Here is a 14882-nt window from a genome sequence, read left to right on the forward strand (position 1 = left end):
AGTCTTGGTTCGGCTCGGGACTTTCCATGTCCTGATTCTGTATCAACAGTTTACTCAGTACAATTGCAAAATAGTGCAAATATTTATAAAGTTCACAAAAAGTTCACAAATTATTTTTCTTTTGGAAGCAGTCCTGTTTTCAATTCATCGGATGAACGTTCCCAGAGCCCTTGGTCATGCTTCTGCAGAAATTCAGCAAGCACCTGCTTTGAGCTGGCGTCCATTTTGTCCACGATAATGCAGCGCTTCATTGATTTATCCATTAAATTCACATGCTCCGGCAATGACTTATAGCCTCTGCGGATACTTCTGTCCACGGTCATTTCACAAGCCGTCACACCCGCGTAATAAGGGCCTTCTTCTTTTCTGTCGATGGTGACCCACACGAGCCAGTACGGTTTTCCGTTCGGCACTTCATCTTTGTTCGGCAGGAATTTGATGCCTTTTTCAACGACACTGCGGGCATGCATGGCGCCGATGTCAACGAAGGCTTCCTTCTCTTCCACATCGACAAATACCGGAGAAATATTGTCAAGGCTCAGCGCCCCGGCGCCAAAACCGCCATGTCCGTCGGTCGGATCACTTTTAATAATATTAAATCCGATTGTTTTCTTCTTTTTTTCTTCCATGAAAATACCCTCCTACAAAAGCGGTTGAAATATAATGGCAAATACCTTGAGAATCCAGTCTCTCCCCTCGCTTAACAGCGGCCACACGACATAGGAGCCGACCGGTGTCACAAACAGCACGAGAAACACGATAATCCCGTAGCTCTCAAACTGAGTCATTTTGGCGCGCACCCGCGGCGGCACGAGATCCTCAATAATCCGGTAGCCGTCAAGCGGAGGAAGCGGCAGCAGGTTGAATAAACACAGCGCGAGATTCAGCTGAATCCAAATAGAGAAAAAGCGGTCAAGCCCCATGCTGAATGCAGAAAGCAGCTCCATTCCGTAAGCATGCATCAACACTAGCAAAAAGAAACCGATAAAGGCAAGAAGCAGGTTGCTTACAGGCCCGGCGACGGAAACCAGCACTCCCGCCAGCCGCGGTCTTTTAAAGGCGCGGCGGTTCACCGGCACCGGACGGGCCCAGCCGAAACCCGCGACCAAAATTAGAATCGTTCCGAAAACATCAAGATGTTTAATCGGATTGAGCGTTAATCTGCCCTGCCTCGCCGCGGTATCGTCTCCGAACCGATACGCGACATACGCGTGCGCCAGTTCATGCATCGTAAATGCCACAATCAGCGTAATCACGACATAGGGCATAAGCTCCAGCGGATAATATAAAAATCTGTCCAAATGTAAAAATCCCCTTTTTTAAAAAATGCAAGATTGTCCTTCATTCAGTATACTATAAGTGACCTCTCTTCCAAAGAGAGGAAACGATAAAGGAGGATCAGCACCATGCCGCTCGTAACCGTTAAAATGCTTGAAGGCCGCACAGATGAACAAAAACGGAATCTGGTTGAAAAAGTGACAGAAGCCGTAAAAGAAACGACAGGCGCAGCCGAAGAAAAGATCATTGTCATGATTGAAGAAATGAGAAAGGATCATTACGCCGTCGCCGGCAAACGGATCAGCGATACGGAGTAATCCTTGATAATGGCCGGCGCTGCTATGTCAGGCCGGCTTATTTCATTACTTTTTCAACGAGGCTGAAAAAGGTATTCTTTTCTTCTTCTGTCAATGCTTCGAACAGCTCGTCAATGAGCATCTGACGGTTTTCAATCATTTGCATGGCCGCCATTTTTCCCGATTCGGAAAGCGTCATCCATACCGTGCGCCGGTCTTCGTTATTTCTCGACCTTTCCACGAAACCCTCTTTTTCTAAATGATTCAGAGCGGTTGTCGTGGCTGAAGGCGATAATGTGACTTCCTGCAATATATCTTTAATCGTGCACGTGCCGTGCCGGTAAATAATCCTGAGAATAAATCCTCTGATATTGTTTATACTCTTCGGAATTGTCGCCTCATCAAGCTTTTTCGTGCTCTTTAAATATTTCGTGAGCGCGTAATCCAGTACATTTGCTTGTAATATATCGTGCTTCATGCAGAAACTCCCCATTTCAAGATGCATCCATCATCATTGTTTGTTTTTTATTACATTTTACTGATACCTTACGGAGAAAGTCAAAATTCCGGCCGGAAAGCCCACAACTTTTATCCTGCCCTATACAGACTATTATCTCCTGCTTTTTTACCCATCCCTTTTATGCAATGCTGGTTTTATAGACATGATTCAGGTAAAATCATTAAGGGTGACTGCGTTTGACGGAAAGGATAATCTGATCGGATGCGGCAGACAATATGACTGGAAAAGAAACGGAACAGACGGGGAAACAGAACACAGGATTGTCGATTACACAGAAGATGTGACACGGGTAAAAGCCAAAGAGGCCCTCTTGGCTTTTACTTTTGGATGGAGGGATGCGTGTTGCGGAATATCCTACAAAAAAAAGACATCACCCAGCTGCTTGAACAAAGCAGAAACAGGCAGACTGCCAAAACGATGGGTGGATTTGATTTAACATTACTGGGCATCGGCGCCGTCATCGGGACGGGCGTCATGGTTCTTACAGGCATTACGGCCGCGAAAAACGCCGGGCCTTCCGTAATCTTTTCTTTTATCATTGCAGCCGTTGTCTGCAGCCTTGCAGCATTATGTTACGCCGAAATCGCTTCTGTTCTCCCGGTTTACGGAAGTGCCTATATTTACTCTTACACTACCATGGGAGAAATTGTCGGCCATTTAATGGGCTGGACGCTCTTATCCGTTTATATGGTGACGGCGTCGGCGGTGGCAAGCGGCTGGTCAAGTTATTTTAATAATCTGTTAGCCGAAATCGGCATGCCTTTGCCGGACAGTCTGCTGCACGTGCCGAGCCAGGGGGGCATCGTCAACCTTCCTGCCATCATCATTACTCTATTAATTGCCGTCGTTCTGTCACGCGGCTCTAAAGAGAGCAAAACCTTTAATAATATAATGGTTCTCGTAAAAATCGGAATTGTTTTGCTGTTTATCATCACAGGAAGCTTTTTTGTAAAGCCGGGCAATTGGCATCCTTTTATGCCTTTTGGAATCAAAGGCGTCATTACGGGGGCTTCTGCCGTCTTTTTTGCGTTTCTCGGATTTGACGCGATTTCCGCTTCGGCTGAAGAAGTCAAAAAACCGCAGCGCAACCTGCCGATCGGTATTATCGGTTCATTGGTGATCTGTACATTTGTATACGTCATCGTCTGTCTCGTCATGACGGGTATGGTTCCGTATTCACAGCTTAATGTGCCGGAAGCCATGTCTTATGTGTTGCAGTCTGTCGGACAAAACGCGGTGGCGGGCGTTATCGCTGCCGGTGCGGTGATCGGACTGATGGCCGTCGTTCTCGCCCATACCTATGCGGCGACCCGTATATCTTTTGCGATGGCAAGAGACGGAATGCTGCCGAAAGTCTTTACTATTGTCGGAAAGAAATCGGGAGCGCCGATCTTTAATACGTGGCTGATCGGACTGATCAGCGCCTGCATCGCGGGTTTTGTTGATCTGAAAGAGCTGTCAGATCTCTCAAACATCGGCGCATTATTGACATTCGCCATGGTCAGTCTGTCCGTGCTGATTCTGCGCCGCACCCATAAGGATCTGCCACGGGGATTTAAAGTGCCTTTTGTACCCGTACTGCCGATTTTGGCCATTATCTGCTGTTTGTTTTTAATGGTCAATCTGCCGCTGAAAACGTGGCTTTATTTTGCCGTCTGGCTGATCATCGGCGTGATCGTTTACTTTTTATATTCGTACAAGCACAGCAAATTGAGACAATAAACAAAACCAGGCCCGCTTTATCGCGGCCTGGTTTTTTCATCAAAAAAGACGAAAGCCATCGCCTTTAACAAATGTGTTTCAGCTCTTCTATGTAGTGAAGCGCCTCATCATATTCTTCATCCGTATATTTCTGTTTGCTTTTTATCGTAAACACTTTCTCTTTCTTTTCCTCAGCTTCAAGGCCGTCAAAATACAAAATCGTAGACACCAGCTCCAAAAACCGGGATGAGCGGCTGTTGACGCTGTCGATGTACTTCTTCATATCCGGCATCGTAAGCTCCGCATGATGTAAAAACTCGGCTCCCGTCTCCGTCAGCGAGTACCGGTATTGAAAGTAGCCGCCCTTTTTTTCCTTCACCTCATCCAGAAACCCAAGATTGCACAGCTCTTCAATTCGAAGCGTCAGTTCTTCGGAATACGGGCCGTAAAAATGAAAATCATATTTTTCGTAGAAAGGATACTGCATTTTCTTCGCGATATAAATGATTTTCTGCAGCTTTTTCCGCCCGATGATTTCTCCAGAATCCGAGAACACCTTCATCAGTTTTGCATGTTCTTTCAACAAATTCCCGACATCTCCTTTTCCTTCTTTACCAAAATCCTTCTATGTCAGTCCCAGCAGCTGCCGGATTTTTAATTTTGCTTCAGGGTTTTCTGAATCGTCACAAATGAGGTCCATCGGATAGTAGAGCTTATGGTCCGTCCGGCGTTTGCCCGAAATGGATTCGACAATGGCGGACTGCCTGGACAGCTCTTTGATCTGGCCGTTCTGCGTTAACAGGTGAATCGGCAGACGCTCCTCCTCTTCACCCGGCCGGTAAAAATCATACGGCAGATCCGATGAAGAATCGACCACTAAATAGTAATTGGGATCAATTCCCGCCTCTTTAAACAGAGCGGTCAGTTCAAAATAAGCCGACATTTCCTCATTGGGGTTAAATTCGGCATATTGAAACAGCTGGCGGTTAATGAAGCGGCGGCACAAGTCGGACAGAATCGGGTCCTCTTCTTCTTCCCAAGCCTGGAAATAATATAAAATGATGGCTTCATCAAGCTTCAGATAATCCGCAAGCGTCAGCTTCCCTTCAAAAATGGAATAAAAATGAACGGGAGCATGAGTGAAGATATACCCTTCTTCATGGAGCTGCTTCGCACGGTGGAGAATTTTCGTCAAAATGACTTCAGCGCTTCTCGTCACGGGATGAAAATACACCTGCCAGTACATTTGATAGCGGCTCATAATATAGTCTTCGACGGCGTGCATGCCGCTTTGCTTAATGACGATTTGGTCCTCTCGCGGACGCATCACCCTTAAAATCCGTTCCATATCAAAATGTCCGTAGCTGACGCCCGTATAGTATGCGTCCCGCTGAAGGTAATCCATCCTGTCGGCGTCAATCTGGCTCGAAATCAGGCTGACCACCTGTTTGTTTTTGTATGTTTTGGCAATGACTTCGGCAACATCCTGCGGAAATCCCGGTCCCGCCTTTCTGAGAACCTGATTCACCTCGGTGTCGCCGAGAATGATTTCCCTCGTATAGTCTTCATGATCCAGATGAAAAACCTTTTCAAAGGAATGCGAAAACGGCCCATGTCCCAAATCGTGCAAAAGCGCGGCGCTGAGACAGAGTTCGCGTTCATTGTCATCCCATTCAGGACGCCCTTTAAAAACATCATCAACCATTCGTCTGACAATCTCATAGACGCCGAGAGAATGGTTAAAACGGCTGTGTTCCGCGCCGTGAAACGTCAAATACGTCGTACCGAGCTGTTTGATCCGGCGCAGCCGCTGAAATTCACGGGTGCCGATCAAATCCCAGATCAGCTTGTCCCGCACATGAACATAGCGGTGAACGGGATCTTTAAACACTTTTTCTTCTGATAATTTTCCGTTTGGATACGCCATCGTCATTCCCTCTTTTTTTTAGCCGTGATTCTATTATATCGGCTCTGTAATTTGAAAACATCCTTGAATTTGTCCGGCGTTTTGTTCCAGTATTCCGTCATTGATTTTTTGAAGCAAAAAAGCCTGACCCGTCGGGCGAGGCTGTCGTAAAATACACATTTACTTTTTGATCTTCTTTTTCACTTTCTCAATCAGCTCATCCTCAGTCGGCGCCGACAGCGGGCGGTTGTTTACGAAAGCAAACGATTTTTTGCGTCCGGGCCCGCAATATGACTGACATCCGACCTCCACTTTTGCATCCGGGTCAGCTTCTTTCAAACGCGGCAGCAAAGTCTTAATATTGGTGGCCTGGCAATCATCACACACTCGGAATTCATTAGCCATGATGTACGCTTCCCTTCATTCAATGTTCCTCTATGTTAAATCTTAATTTTAAAAACGAAAAAAATCACATCACATCTCATTGTACAAGGATTCATCTTATCCTGCAAGGCTCTGCGTATCTCTCATTCTTTCAGCCAATTTGTATAAATATTTTCCAATCTGGACATTCTAATACCATCAAAGATATTGGGGGTTGAGAACATTGACAAAACAAAGACAGGACGCCTGGTCGGAGGAAAACGACCTGCTGCTTGCGGAAACCGTGCTCCGGCACGTCCGGGAAGGAAGCACGCAGCTGAACGCCTTTGAAGAGGTAGGCGATAAATTAAACAGAACGTCGGCAGCGTGCGGTTTCAGATGGAATGCCGTCGTGCGCCATCAATACGAAAAAGCGCTTCAGCTTGCCAAAAAACAGCGGAAACAGCGGATGCGCGCGCTCGGAAACGGCCAGCCGGCCAAGAAGAAACTATTATATCAGCCGCCTGCGCCGGATGCGGACATCATGCAGGAAACCGCAGCCGAAGAGACGGTTCAAACGGAAGCGCCAAAAGAGGATCGGCAAGCCGTCATGTCCGGCGAACATATGCCTTATGTCGATGAAAGCTTCAAGGAAGAGTTAGCTAGTTTATCACATTTGCTGGCGCCTCAGCAGCCGAGCCAAAAGGCGGAGCTCACAATGGCAGACGTCATTCAATTTCTGCAGAGCTATGAAGGCAGCGGAAAGCAAACTTCCGCCCTGCAAATGGAAAATGACCGTTTAAAACGGGAAAACCAAGAACTTCAGTCTAAAACCGAGCAGCTGGAAGCGGCCGTCGAAAAGCTTGAAAAAGATCAAAAAACCATTCAGGAAGACTACGAAACCTTGGTGAAAATTATGAACAGAGCCAGAAAACTAGTTTTATTTGAAGACGACGAACATGCCTCTCCGTCCTTCAAAATGGACCGGAACGGCAATTTAGAAAAAATGGCCGAATAACTCAAAAAACCCCTTTCCTTGTCATGGAAAAAGGGGTTTTTGCCATTTGTCAATGACGCGCATCCTGATCTATATTAATGTAAACATTGTTCAGGAGGCCTTCTTCCCGCAAGGGCTGCACATCTCGGTCCCCGCCCGCACATAAGCATAAAGATTCAATTCCTCATCCCAAATGGTTCTTGGGAATTATTGATCGATTAGCTACTGTGCAATACACTGTATAGAGAATACAATTATTAGATATGATGGGAATGATAGTAAATGAGTAGCCAATTACGAAAAGGAGCGTTGGAACTTTGTGTGTTGTCCCTGCTTCTTTATGAAGATTTATATGGTTATGAATTAATCAAGATCATAAGTGAAACGTTCCCTGTATCGGAGGGCACCATCTACCCCATATTACGAAGACTCACAAAAAATAACTACCTAAAAACGTATACAGCAGCTTCCGATCAAGGCCCATCACGCAAATATTACAAAGTAACAGAAGAAGGCGCCTTATATCATCACACATTAAAATCGGAATGGCTTGACCTGTCCGAAAAAGTGAACAGCATCATTAAGGAGGGAAAATGAATGTGTAAAGACCAATATTTAAAACATCTCCGGCGGGAAATAAAAGATCTGCCGGAACTTGAGCAAAAAGAGATACTCGCCGATATCGGCGAAATATTCCAAATGGGCGGCGCTGAAGGAAAAAGCGATGAACAAATCGCCGGCAATTTAGGAAACCCCAAAACACTTGCGCGCGCCTTAAAAGCGGATATTTTCATCAGTGATGCCGAGGAGCAGAAAACATGGCGCTCCTTTTTCAAAGCATTCGGCCTGATGCTGGGGATGGGCATGTTCAACTTCATGTTTATGCTGACACCGTTTCTTTTTGCCTCTGTTGCGGTGTTAAGTTTGATGGCGATCGGTCTGATGCTGATGACCGGATCATTCTTTCTCCTCGTAAAAGTGCCGATTATAACAGCCATTTTTAACGGATGTATGGTTCTTGGAGCGGGTATGGCGGTGTTTATGGCCGGATTTGATCTTTCGAAACTGATATTCCGCATCTTTTTGCGCTATTTCAAATGGAATGTCAGCGTTGTAAGGAGGGAAACCATTGAATCGAAAAATGTGGTATAGCATTGCTCTCATTTTAATCGCTGCCGGCCTGATCGGAAGCATGTTCTTCGGTTTTGACGGCTTTTACCCTAAATCATAAGGAAGGTGTGCAAATATCATGACTGAACCAGCCCTGATATTAAAAGATGTCTCTAAAACAATCAATCATACCCCTATTGTACAGTCAATTTCTTTCGATGTGAGAAAAGGCGAGATCTTCGGCCTTTTAGGGCCGAACGGCTCAGGGAAAACCACTATTTTCAGAATGATCGTACAGCTTATTAAAAAAACAGAAGGAGCCATTTCATTCAGAGGCAGACCGGACAGCGACTTTGAATATTTTATGAGACATATCGGGGTTATCATTGAAGGCCCGGATATGTATCCGAATATGACCGCTTTGCAAAACCTAAAATATTTTACTAAACTGCGCAGCACCTCGCTGCGAACGGATGACCTTATGAATACCCTTGCAAAAGTCGGGCTAGAGCAGGCTGCCCGCAAAAAAGTGAAACATTTCTCATTAGGTATGAAACAGCGCTTGGGGCTCGCTTATTCTCTTCTTCACAATCCCGGATTATTAATTCTGGATGAACCGATGAACGGCCTCGATCCTAAAGGAATGAAAGAATTGCGCACCATTCTTTCCGATTTATCGAAGCAAGGGGTTTCTATTTTATTATCGAGCCATTTATTGTCGGAAATGGAGGAGATTTGCGATAGGGTTGCCTATATTAAAAAGGGACGGATTTTAGGAATTGAAGACATGAAGAACAGACATGACCTTGGTCAGAAAAAACTGTTTACCGTCACGGTCGATCATCCGGCAAGGGCGAAAGAAATATTAGAGCAGGACGGTATTCTTCAAGTACAGCAAAAAGACAGCCGCATCATTGAATTGGAAGCGGAAGAAGATACCATCCCGTATGTCATTAAATCTTTGGCAGAGAAAGAGATTCTGATTTCCCGCGTTTCTGCAAGAACTTTGTCATTGGAAGAGAAATACATGATGATTACAGATCAGGAGGACGCGGTATGAGCATATTTCATCTGGCGCAGAACGAATTCATAAAAATAACCCGAAAAAAAGGCACACTTTTATCTCTTTTTTTCCTGTTTCTCATCGTTTTGCTGGCCGGCCTTATTATGAATCATGAGTTAGATGCTTCCTCGGATAACAATTGGAAAGAACGGCTTCTCGCCGAAAAAAAACAGGAAGAAATTGATAAACCGGCTGAAACGACAGGCGTTTATTATTCTGCTGATGTTAAGAATAAAGACTATTATTTGGAGCATAACATCAACCCCTATGAATGGAACGGCTGGAGGTTTTTCGGCACGGTTACTTCAAACGGGCTTGAGATTTTCGTCAGCTTGACCGCGATTTTAACCGTCAGCGGGGTTGTTTCTAAAGAGTTTGCCCTTGGGACGATTAAGTTTATCGCTACAAGCCCGAACCGAAGATGGCGGATTTTAACATCGAAATTTCTGGCGTCTCTTCTGTTTACCGGCATGGTTTACTTATTTTACTGTGTGAGCTGTTTGCTGATCGGCGGCGTGTTATTCGGTTTTTCCAATGCTTCATATCCGCTCGTCTATACTCATTTAAATGACAGTCTGTATACCATCAGTTCAATCAAAGCATCCGGAATCATTCTGCTTTTGCGTTTCATATCAATTATAAGCATTGTCACCATTGCGTTCACTTTGTCAGTATTGTGCAAAAGCCAGGCGCTCTCCCTTTGCTTATCGATTTTACTGCTGTTTGCCGGCAGTATATTGGGCGGAACTGATTTGCTTGCCCAATTTACGTGGTATAAATTTACGCTCTTTCCGCATTTAAATCTCGTTGCTTATGTAAATAAAAGCGCGGGTGATGCGATTTCAACGTTAAACATCCCCTATTCCATGACGGTTATAGCGATCTACTTTCTTATTTGTTTATTGATTTCTTTTTCTGTCTTTCAAAAGAGAGACATTACAGCATAGACAGAGAGGCGGCGGCATAATGAGCGGACGGCAGGAAATACTGCCGGTCCAGTAATTTGCCGCTGGCCGCCCCTTGGTCCATCGCTAACGGATTCAAATAACCGAAGCTCCCGCTGCTTCGCTGCTGAAAGCGTAGAAATTCCCGCCCTTCCCGTATAAAAAGCGCCTCATCGAATTGGAGAAATTCCATAATGGCTGTGTATTTTGCAACGGCGTCAATGTGATACTTTCTGCACTCGGCTAACATTAAACCTGAAAAAGCAAAGTCTGATGTTTTGTACCATTCCGTGAGAAAAGGCTGCAATTCATTCATTTGCAAATAAGTGACGGCATAAAGGGCATCCGCCTGTTCTTGCTGGATGCCGCCCGGCGCCATGAGCAAATCGGCCTCACGTTTCATCCCGGTTTCTAAGAACACGATCAGTTCTTCCGGAGTCACCGCCCCAAAATAAGCCCCTAACACCATGAGGATCATAGAGGAGGGCTCTGATTTCAGTTCCTCTTGTAAACCGCGGGCCATTTGTTCAAGTCCGTTATGAAAAAAGATGCTTTTTGCGGCATCTATCCTGCGGTACACATGATACGCATACGCGAACAGGACTGGATGGCATTCGTGTGTTTTTTCTCCGAAATAACGGTCTAGGAATAGAATAACTTCTTCTGTATCCTTTCTGCTTTCAAAATGATGACATGCCGCTAAACCGCAAAACAGGTGCATGAGATCATCTGCTTCCATTTCTTCCGGCTGCAGCTGAATGTTCTTCCAAAAACCCAGCAGCCATTCTTCTGTTTTTTTTATATTAAAATGTTCCTTGACTATCTGCATGTTCCACACTCCAGATTCAGAATCTCAATCGCCGGCAGAAGAGCCGGAGCACAATGAATGGATGGATTCTCGTTATTTATTTGATGAAGAGCCGCTTGACAGCCATAAAAAAATGGATCGATACACGATTGGATAAATAACATATTGCACAGCTGTTTCATTTTTCGGCTGCCGAGACAAAACACAAGCCATTTTTGAATGGACACTTTCAAGCCGGGATGAAGCAGATGCTCTCCCTCATTCAAATGAAGAAGACAGTACTCGACAAACTCCAGCTCGTTTTCAGCTGTTCTTTTCCATGCGTCATGGAGCAAAGGCTGAAACATCGAATTCTTGTAAAAGCGCACTTTTTCATGGTCAGTTGACATTCCCAGCTCGCTCAGCAAACCGACAAATTCGGCGTATTTAAAATAAGGCCATTCTTTTTTTATAAGATAGCCGTTTTGCAATCCGTGACGTATGACCTGATCATCCGAATCCATTCCCTGCTTCTTTTTATAAGCTTTTGCCGTTAAATAGATATGAATCAACTCATTGACAATGGCCGTGTTACAGTGAAACAGATCTTCCCAGCATGACTTATCAACGAAAGCGGAGGCAATCCTTTCAGTATGTTCTTTTACAGCGGAAGAATGGCTCGTCTTCCTGTAGTACTTGCAGAAGCCGGCAAACAGCTGAATGCTCTTTTGATCCGGAAGCGATTGTTCAGCAAAAGATAATAAAAATTGATCTGTCTCTTCAGCTAATCTATTCAAGTTAATCGTTCCTTTCTGCCCTAAGACAGGCATGCGCGGCGCCAGCGGCGACAAGTGTTGTATGATAGCAATGTTTGAACACATCTTCTCTTCGCTGTTCACCTTTCAAACCGGGTTTATGTTGATAGGTGATGCTCGGGACATTCCCCTCTTTCATTCGGCCCTGATAGATTTTATTCCAGGCTGCTTCATAAAGCGGTTTATGGTTGTCCTTATCCATGTTGATATGTAAAAAAGAGCTGCACATCAATAATTCACTGGTAATATCTAAATTCTCAAGACAGATATAGATCCCGAGAAATTTCAGGACCTTTTCTTTTAACGACGGCAGATGATACTCTTTATCCGTAAGCGAAGAACATCCCATGTCTGTTATATAAAAAATCGTATGAGTGATGCTGTACGCATCATGATCCGTCATATATGTATTTGGGATATCCTGACCAGCTGCTGTGTAGTGATATAAGTCAGAAAAATCCGTTATTTCCGAGGTTACGCCTGCTCTTTGCAGACTGTACTTCAGATCCATTTTCCGAAAGGGAACTTTAGCAAGGCTGCAATCAAAACGCGCTGCCGTGAATTTTTCCAGCTCCCATATCACCGAAGCCCGTGACGGATGATCAGTCAAGGTAAGAAATTCACCCGCAATAGCCAATCCAGCGAGACCGTCCGGATCAAAATGAATAAATTCTTCAAGCTGATCATTACGGAGCCTTTCTGTAATAAACTCCGTTAAAACAGCAACTTCCTTATCATCTGCCTGATTTCTGATCAGGTAATTGGTAAGAAAAATGAGTTCTATAAATGTTTTAAGGCGCCACCTGAAATCATTTGCTACTTTATGATTCATATCGAAATAATGGATATTTTTAACAATCCATGACAGTGCTCCCCGCTTAATTTCTGTTATATACTCTTGTGTCAAACTCTCACCGCCTCGTCTCAGATGTGTAGGCTCCAAACAGTGATTATCCTACTTTTGAGCGGCTAAATCAGAGAAATTCAAATTCGGGTTTTGATTGTCTTCTTGGCTCGGCACTACAAGCACCCAGCCGCTCCAAGCGAAAGAATTGCCTGATTGTTCCGCATCTCCGGCTAACAAATGTGTCGGGATCGTGATTCTTTTTTCTTCTTTTATTTTTTTAAAGTTCATATCTCCATCTCCTTTAGTTTATAGAATTATTTGGAACCTACATAAATATATTAATCAAATAAGGTATATAATGTAAACTAGTTTTGATATAACGATTCTTATTCACTATAACTAAATAGTATATAATTACCAAAAACAAAAAAACCCGGACTTAGTCCAAGCTTTCCTGCGTGCCGAACACCTTCTCATTCCGTTCCAGCATTCGGGTCAGATTTTTTTCAAATACCATTTCCTCTTCCGGCGATAATCCGGCTGCATACAGGCGTCCGCTGAGTTCCTTCAGTTCAGTCAAAAGCGCCAGCATTAAGTCTTGCACGGTAATGTCCGTTTGCAGCAATTCGCTTAATGAAGCCATCGTTTCGGGCCGGATATCGGGATATACGCCTTTTGTATCGTTGCTTTTGTCTTTTAAAGCGGCTTGATAGAAACGTCTGATCAGATCGGCGCGTTCGCTTCCGCTTTTATCGGCGCAGAGGTAAATCTGAACCGCGGTTCCGCCCCGCAGGCGTCTTTGTGAGATTCCCGCGAATTTTCGGCCGCCGATGCTGAGATCATAGCTGCCCGGGCAGTACGATCCTTTAATTTCATATGCTTCAATTTCGGCATGGTGCGGACGCAGCATCCGCCGCACCAGCTCTGTCATCGCCTCGTAGCCTCTGTCGATGTCGATGCCTTTTTTCTCGTCTTCAAAAATAAGCGAGATATTCAATACGCCTTCGTCCAGTACGACGGCGAGGCCTCCGGAATTGCGGACAATGACACGGTAGCCTTCGTCCTCCAGCAATTTCACGCCGTCCTCTAAAAACGGCAGGCGCGTGTCCTGAATGCCGAGCACGATCGTCCGGTGGTGCACCCAAGAGCGTGCCGTCGCAGGCGATTCCCCTTTGCCTACGGAGGCGCACAGCGTATCATCCATTGCGAATGACTGCTTCGCATCAAAATAAGGGCCGAGGCTGGATTGGTCAATGATTCTCCAGCTCGGCTGCATCAGTAAATCAATCGGTTGCTTTCCCATCTATTTTAAATCCCTTTCGTCATAGGCTTTCCATGCATTTATTATATCACTCCGCTTGTGATGATTGAAATTGGCTGTTCAATAGAGCGATGAAGATTTCTTTGTTTTTTGTGTTCTCCATAATGGAAGATTGGATGATAGACAGTTTCCGTTTTAAGGAGAATCCTTTTATCTCAAGCACGGAAATGCTGCCGTGAAGCAGATCCTTTTGCAGCACGCTTTTTGACAGAACGGAAAGACCCATTCCGCTGATCACGGCTTCTTTGACGCCCTGGTTGCTGCTGATCGTCATCATGGATTTCGGCCGCAGTCCGTTTGATTGAAGAACGTGGTCTAAATATTCCCTCGTTCCCGAACCCTTCTCCCTCGTCACCCATGCTTGATTTTGCAATTCGGCAGCCGGGATGTTTTTTCTGCCGGCGAGCGGGTGTCCGTTCGGTGCGGCAATGCACAATTCATCCTCCATAAACGGCTGAATGTCCAGCTCGTTTTTCCCCGTATGCCCTTCAATTAATCCGATATCGGCTTGAAGCATCCGAACCGCTTCGCTGACCTCCTCCGTGTTTCCGATCATGACGTCCAGGTTCAGCTCGGGATACTCGTCATGAAGCTTTGCGAGAAGCGGCGGCAGAATATATTCGCCGATGGTAAAGCTCGCGGCGATTTTGAGCTTCCCTTTGACATAATGATGATGGGCGTAAATTTCGGATTTCGCCTGTTCGTACAAAAAGACCATCTGCTTGGCGCGCTGATAGAGAATGTCCCCCGTCGGTGTAGTCGTAAAGTGCTTCGGAGAGCGGTTCAGCAAGGCGGTTTGAAATTCTTTCTCCAGGTTTTTAATGTGAAGGCTGACGCTTGGCTGAGAAATCATCAGCTTCTGCGCCGCCTTTGTAAAGTTTTTTTCTTCCACGACGGCAATGAATGTTTTCAGTTCCCCATAATACAAAAAGCA

The 14882-nt window shown here is 45.2% G+C and carries 19 protein-coding genes; 7 read left to right on the top strand and 12 right to left on the bottom strand.

What is annotated here, in order from left to right:
• Positions 1-110: 110 nt before the first annotated feature.
• Both V7728_RS03350 and V7728_RS03355 read right to left on the bottom strand, forming a co-directional pair.
• Positions 111-629 (bottom strand): YwhD family protein, encoded by a 519-nt coding sequence (locus V7728_RS03350; RefSeq protein ID WP_007614452.1) that lies wholly within the window; start codon positions 627-629, stop codon positions 111-113.
• Between the two features lie 12 nt (positions 630-641).
• Complete coding sequence (locus tag V7728_RS03355) at positions 642-1301, bottom strand: site-2 protease family protein (RefSeq protein ID WP_003151043.1); 660 nt, start codon at positions 1299-1301, stop codon at positions 642-644.
• A gap of 105 nt (positions 1302-1406) precedes the next feature.
• On the opposite strand from V7728_RS03355, the gene V7728_RS03360 reads away from it, so the two are divergent.
• Positions 1407-1595 (top strand): 2-hydroxymuconate tautomerase, encoded by a 189-nt coding sequence (locus tag V7728_RS03360; RefSeq protein ID WP_003151042.1) that lies wholly within the window; start codon positions 1407-1409, stop codon positions 1593-1595.
• Between the two features lie 37 nt (positions 1596-1632).
• Here V7728_RS03360 and V7728_RS03365 read toward each other — a convergent pair whose 3' ends face one another.
• Positions 1633-2052, bottom strand: a complete 420-nt coding sequence (locus V7728_RS03365; protein ID WP_012118692.1) for a MarR family winged helix-turn-helix transcriptional regulator — start codon at positions 2050-2052, stop codon at positions 1633-1635.
• A gap of 384 nt (positions 2053-2436) precedes the next feature.
• On the opposite strand from V7728_RS03365, the gene V7728_RS03370 reads away from it, so the two are divergent.
• A complete protein-coding gene (locus tag V7728_RS03370) occupies positions 2437-3816 on the top strand; it encodes an amino acid permease (protein WP_041482224.1) in 1380 nt (459 codons plus the stop codon).
• A 64-nt stretch (positions 3817-3880) separates the two neighbouring features.
• Here the strand turns inward: V7728_RS03370 and V7728_RS03375 are convergent, their stop codons facing one another.
• The 3 genes from V7728_RS03375 to V7728_RS03385 form a co-directional block, all read right to left on the bottom strand.
• Positions 3881-4381: a YwgA family protein gene (locus V7728_RS03375; protein WP_007407653.1), complete on the bottom strand. Its 501-nt coding sequence runs from the start codon at positions 4379-4381 to the stop codon at positions 3881-3883.
• Positions 4382-4420: 39 nt separating this feature from the next.
• Positions 4421-5722, bottom strand: coding sequence for an HD domain-containing protein (locus V7728_RS03380; RefSeq protein ID WP_003151035.1), 1302 nt, complete (start codon positions 5720-5722; stop codon positions 4421-4423).
• A 159-nt stretch (positions 5723-5881) separates the two neighbouring features.
• Complete coding sequence (locus V7728_RS03385) at positions 5882-6106, bottom strand: DUF1450 domain-containing protein (RefSeq protein WP_003151034.1); 225 nt, start codon at positions 6104-6106, stop codon at positions 5882-5884.
• 202 nt (positions 6107-6308) lie between these two features.
• On the opposite strand from V7728_RS03385, the gene V7728_RS03390 reads away from it, so the two are divergent.
• The 5 genes from V7728_RS03390 (at position 6309) to V7728_RS03410 (ending at position 10181) form a co-directional block, all read left to right on the top strand.
• Positions 6309-7082, top strand: coding sequence for an RsfA family transcriptional regulator (locus V7728_RS03390; RefSeq protein ID WP_012118695.1), 774 nt, complete (start codon positions 6309-6311; stop codon positions 7080-7082).
• 261 nt (positions 7083-7343) lie between these two features.
• Positions 7344-7658 carry a PadR family transcriptional regulator gene (locus V7728_RS03395; protein ID WP_015418447.1) on the top strand — a complete coding sequence of 105 codons (315 nt, stop codon included), beginning with the start codon at positions 7344-7346 and terminating at the stop codon, positions 7656-7658.
• Positions 7659-8213: an HAAS signaling domain-containing protein gene (locus tag V7728_RS03400; protein WP_015418448.1), complete on the top strand. Its 555-nt coding sequence runs from the start codon at positions 7659-7661 to the stop codon at positions 8211-8213. It abuts the gene before it with no gap.
• Positions 8214-8310: 97 nt separating this feature from the next.
• Positions 8311-9231 (top strand): ATP-binding cassette domain-containing protein, encoded by a 921-nt coding sequence (locus V7728_RS03405; protein ID WP_007407659.1) that lies wholly within the window; start codon positions 8311-8313, stop codon positions 9229-9231.
• Positions 9228-10181: an ABC transporter permease gene (locus V7728_RS03410; protein ID WP_007407660.1), complete on the top strand. Its 954-nt coding sequence runs from the start codon at positions 9228-9230 to the stop codon at positions 10179-10181. Before V7728_RS03405 ends, V7728_RS03410 begins: the two co-directional genes overlap by 4 nt.
• On the opposite strand, the gene V7728_RS03415 is transcribed toward V7728_RS03410, so the two are convergent.
• From V7728_RS03415 to V7728_RS03440, 6 genes are all read right to left on the bottom strand, one after another.
• Positions 10171-11007 carry a hypothetical protein gene (locus V7728_RS03415; protein WP_076424678.1) on the bottom strand — a complete coding sequence of 279 codons (837 nt, stop codon included), beginning with the start codon at positions 11005-11007 and terminating at the stop codon, positions 10171-10173. The two genes, V7728_RS03410 and V7728_RS03415, sit on opposite strands and share 11 nt — an antisense overlap.
• On the bottom strand, positions 10998-11795 hold the full coding sequence (locus tag V7728_RS03420) for a hypothetical protein (protein WP_076424680.1): 798 nt from the start codon (positions 11793-11795) through the stop codon (positions 10998-11000). Before V7728_RS03420 ends, V7728_RS03415 begins: the two co-directional genes overlap by 10 nt.
• A complete protein-coding gene (locus V7728_RS03425) occupies positions 11764-12687 on the bottom strand; it encodes a DUF6895 family protein (RefSeq protein WP_076424682.1) in 924 nt (307 codons plus the stop codon). Before V7728_RS03425 ends, V7728_RS03420 begins: the two co-directional genes overlap by 32 nt.
• 48 nt (positions 12688-12735) lie before the next feature.
• Positions 12736-12915 carry a hypothetical protein gene (locus tag V7728_RS03430; protein WP_003151018.1) on the bottom strand — a complete coding sequence of 60 codons (180 nt, stop codon included), beginning with the start codon at positions 12913-12915 and terminating at the stop codon, positions 12736-12738.
• 151 nt (positions 12916-13066) lie between these two features.
• On the bottom strand, positions 13067-13930 hold the full coding sequence (locus tag V7728_RS03435) for a lipoate--protein ligase family protein (RefSeq protein WP_007407665.1): 864 nt from the start codon (positions 13928-13930) through the stop codon (positions 13067-13069).
• A gap of 46 nt (positions 13931-13976) precedes the next feature.
• The gene (locus tag V7728_RS03440) at positions 13977-14876 is read right to left on the bottom strand and encodes a LysR family transcriptional regulator (protein WP_099567171.1); all 900 of its coding nucleotides are present in this window, start codon (positions 14874-14876) and stop codon (positions 13977-13979) included.
• Positions 14877-14882: the final 6 nt, after the last annotated feature.

Source organism: Bacillus sp. JHAA, from assembly GCF_036961585.1.
Classification (GTDB): domain Bacteria; phylum Bacillota; class Bacilli; order Bacillales; family Bacillaceae; genus Bacillus; species Bacillus velezensis.

Bases quoted from the DNA above. Each gene is read 5' to 3' on its own strand.
- V7728_RS03350 (WP_007614452.1), bottom strand. From the start codon at position 629: ATGGAAGAAAAAAAGAAGAAAACAATCGGATTTAATATTATTAAAAGT.
- V7728_RS03360 (WP_003151042.1), top strand. From the start codon at position 1,407: ATGCCGCTCGTAACCGTTAAAATGCTTGAAGGCCGCACAGATGAACAA.
- V7728_RS03365 (WP_012118692.1), bottom strand. From the start codon at position 2,052: ATGAAGCACGATATATTACAAGCAAATGTACTGGATTACGCGCTCACG.
- V7728_RS03380 (WP_003151035.1), bottom strand. From the start codon at position 5,722: ATGGCGTATCCAAACGGAAAATTATCAGAAGAAAAAGTGTTTAAAGAT.
- V7728_RS03385 (WP_003151034.1), bottom strand. From the start codon at position 6,106: ATGGCTAATGAATTCCGAGTGTGTGATGATTGCCAGGCCACCAATATT.
- V7728_RS03395 (WP_015418447.1), top strand. From the start codon at position 7,344: ATGAGTAGCCAATTACGAAAAGGAGCGTTGGAACTTTGTGTGTTGTCC.
- V7728_RS03400 (WP_015418448.1), top strand. From the start codon at position 7,659: ATGTGTAAAGACCAATATTTAAAACATCTCCGGCGGGAAATAAAAGAT.
- V7728_RS03405 (WP_007407659.1), top strand. From the start codon at position 8,311: ATGACTGAACCAGCCCTGATATTAAAAGATGTCTCTAAAACAATCAAT.
- V7728_RS03410 (WP_007407660.1), top strand. From the start codon at position 9,228: ATGAGCATATTTCATCTGGCGCAGAACGAATTCATAAAAATAACCCGA.
- V7728_RS03415 (WP_076424678.1), bottom strand. From the start codon at position 11,007: ATGCAGATAGTCAAGGAACATTTTAATATAAAAAAAACAGAAGAATGG.
- V7728_RS03420 (WP_076424680.1), bottom strand. From the start codon at position 11,795: ATGCCTGTCTTAGGGCAGAAAGGAACGATTAACTTGAATAGATTAGCT.
- V7728_RS03430 (WP_003151018.1), bottom strand. From the start codon at position 12,915: ATGAACTTTAAAAAAATAAAAGAAGAAAAAAGAATCACGATCCCGACA.
- V7728_RS03435 (WP_007407665.1), bottom strand. From the start codon at position 13,930: ATGGGAAAGCAACCGATTGATTTACTGATGCAGCCGAGCTGGAGAATC.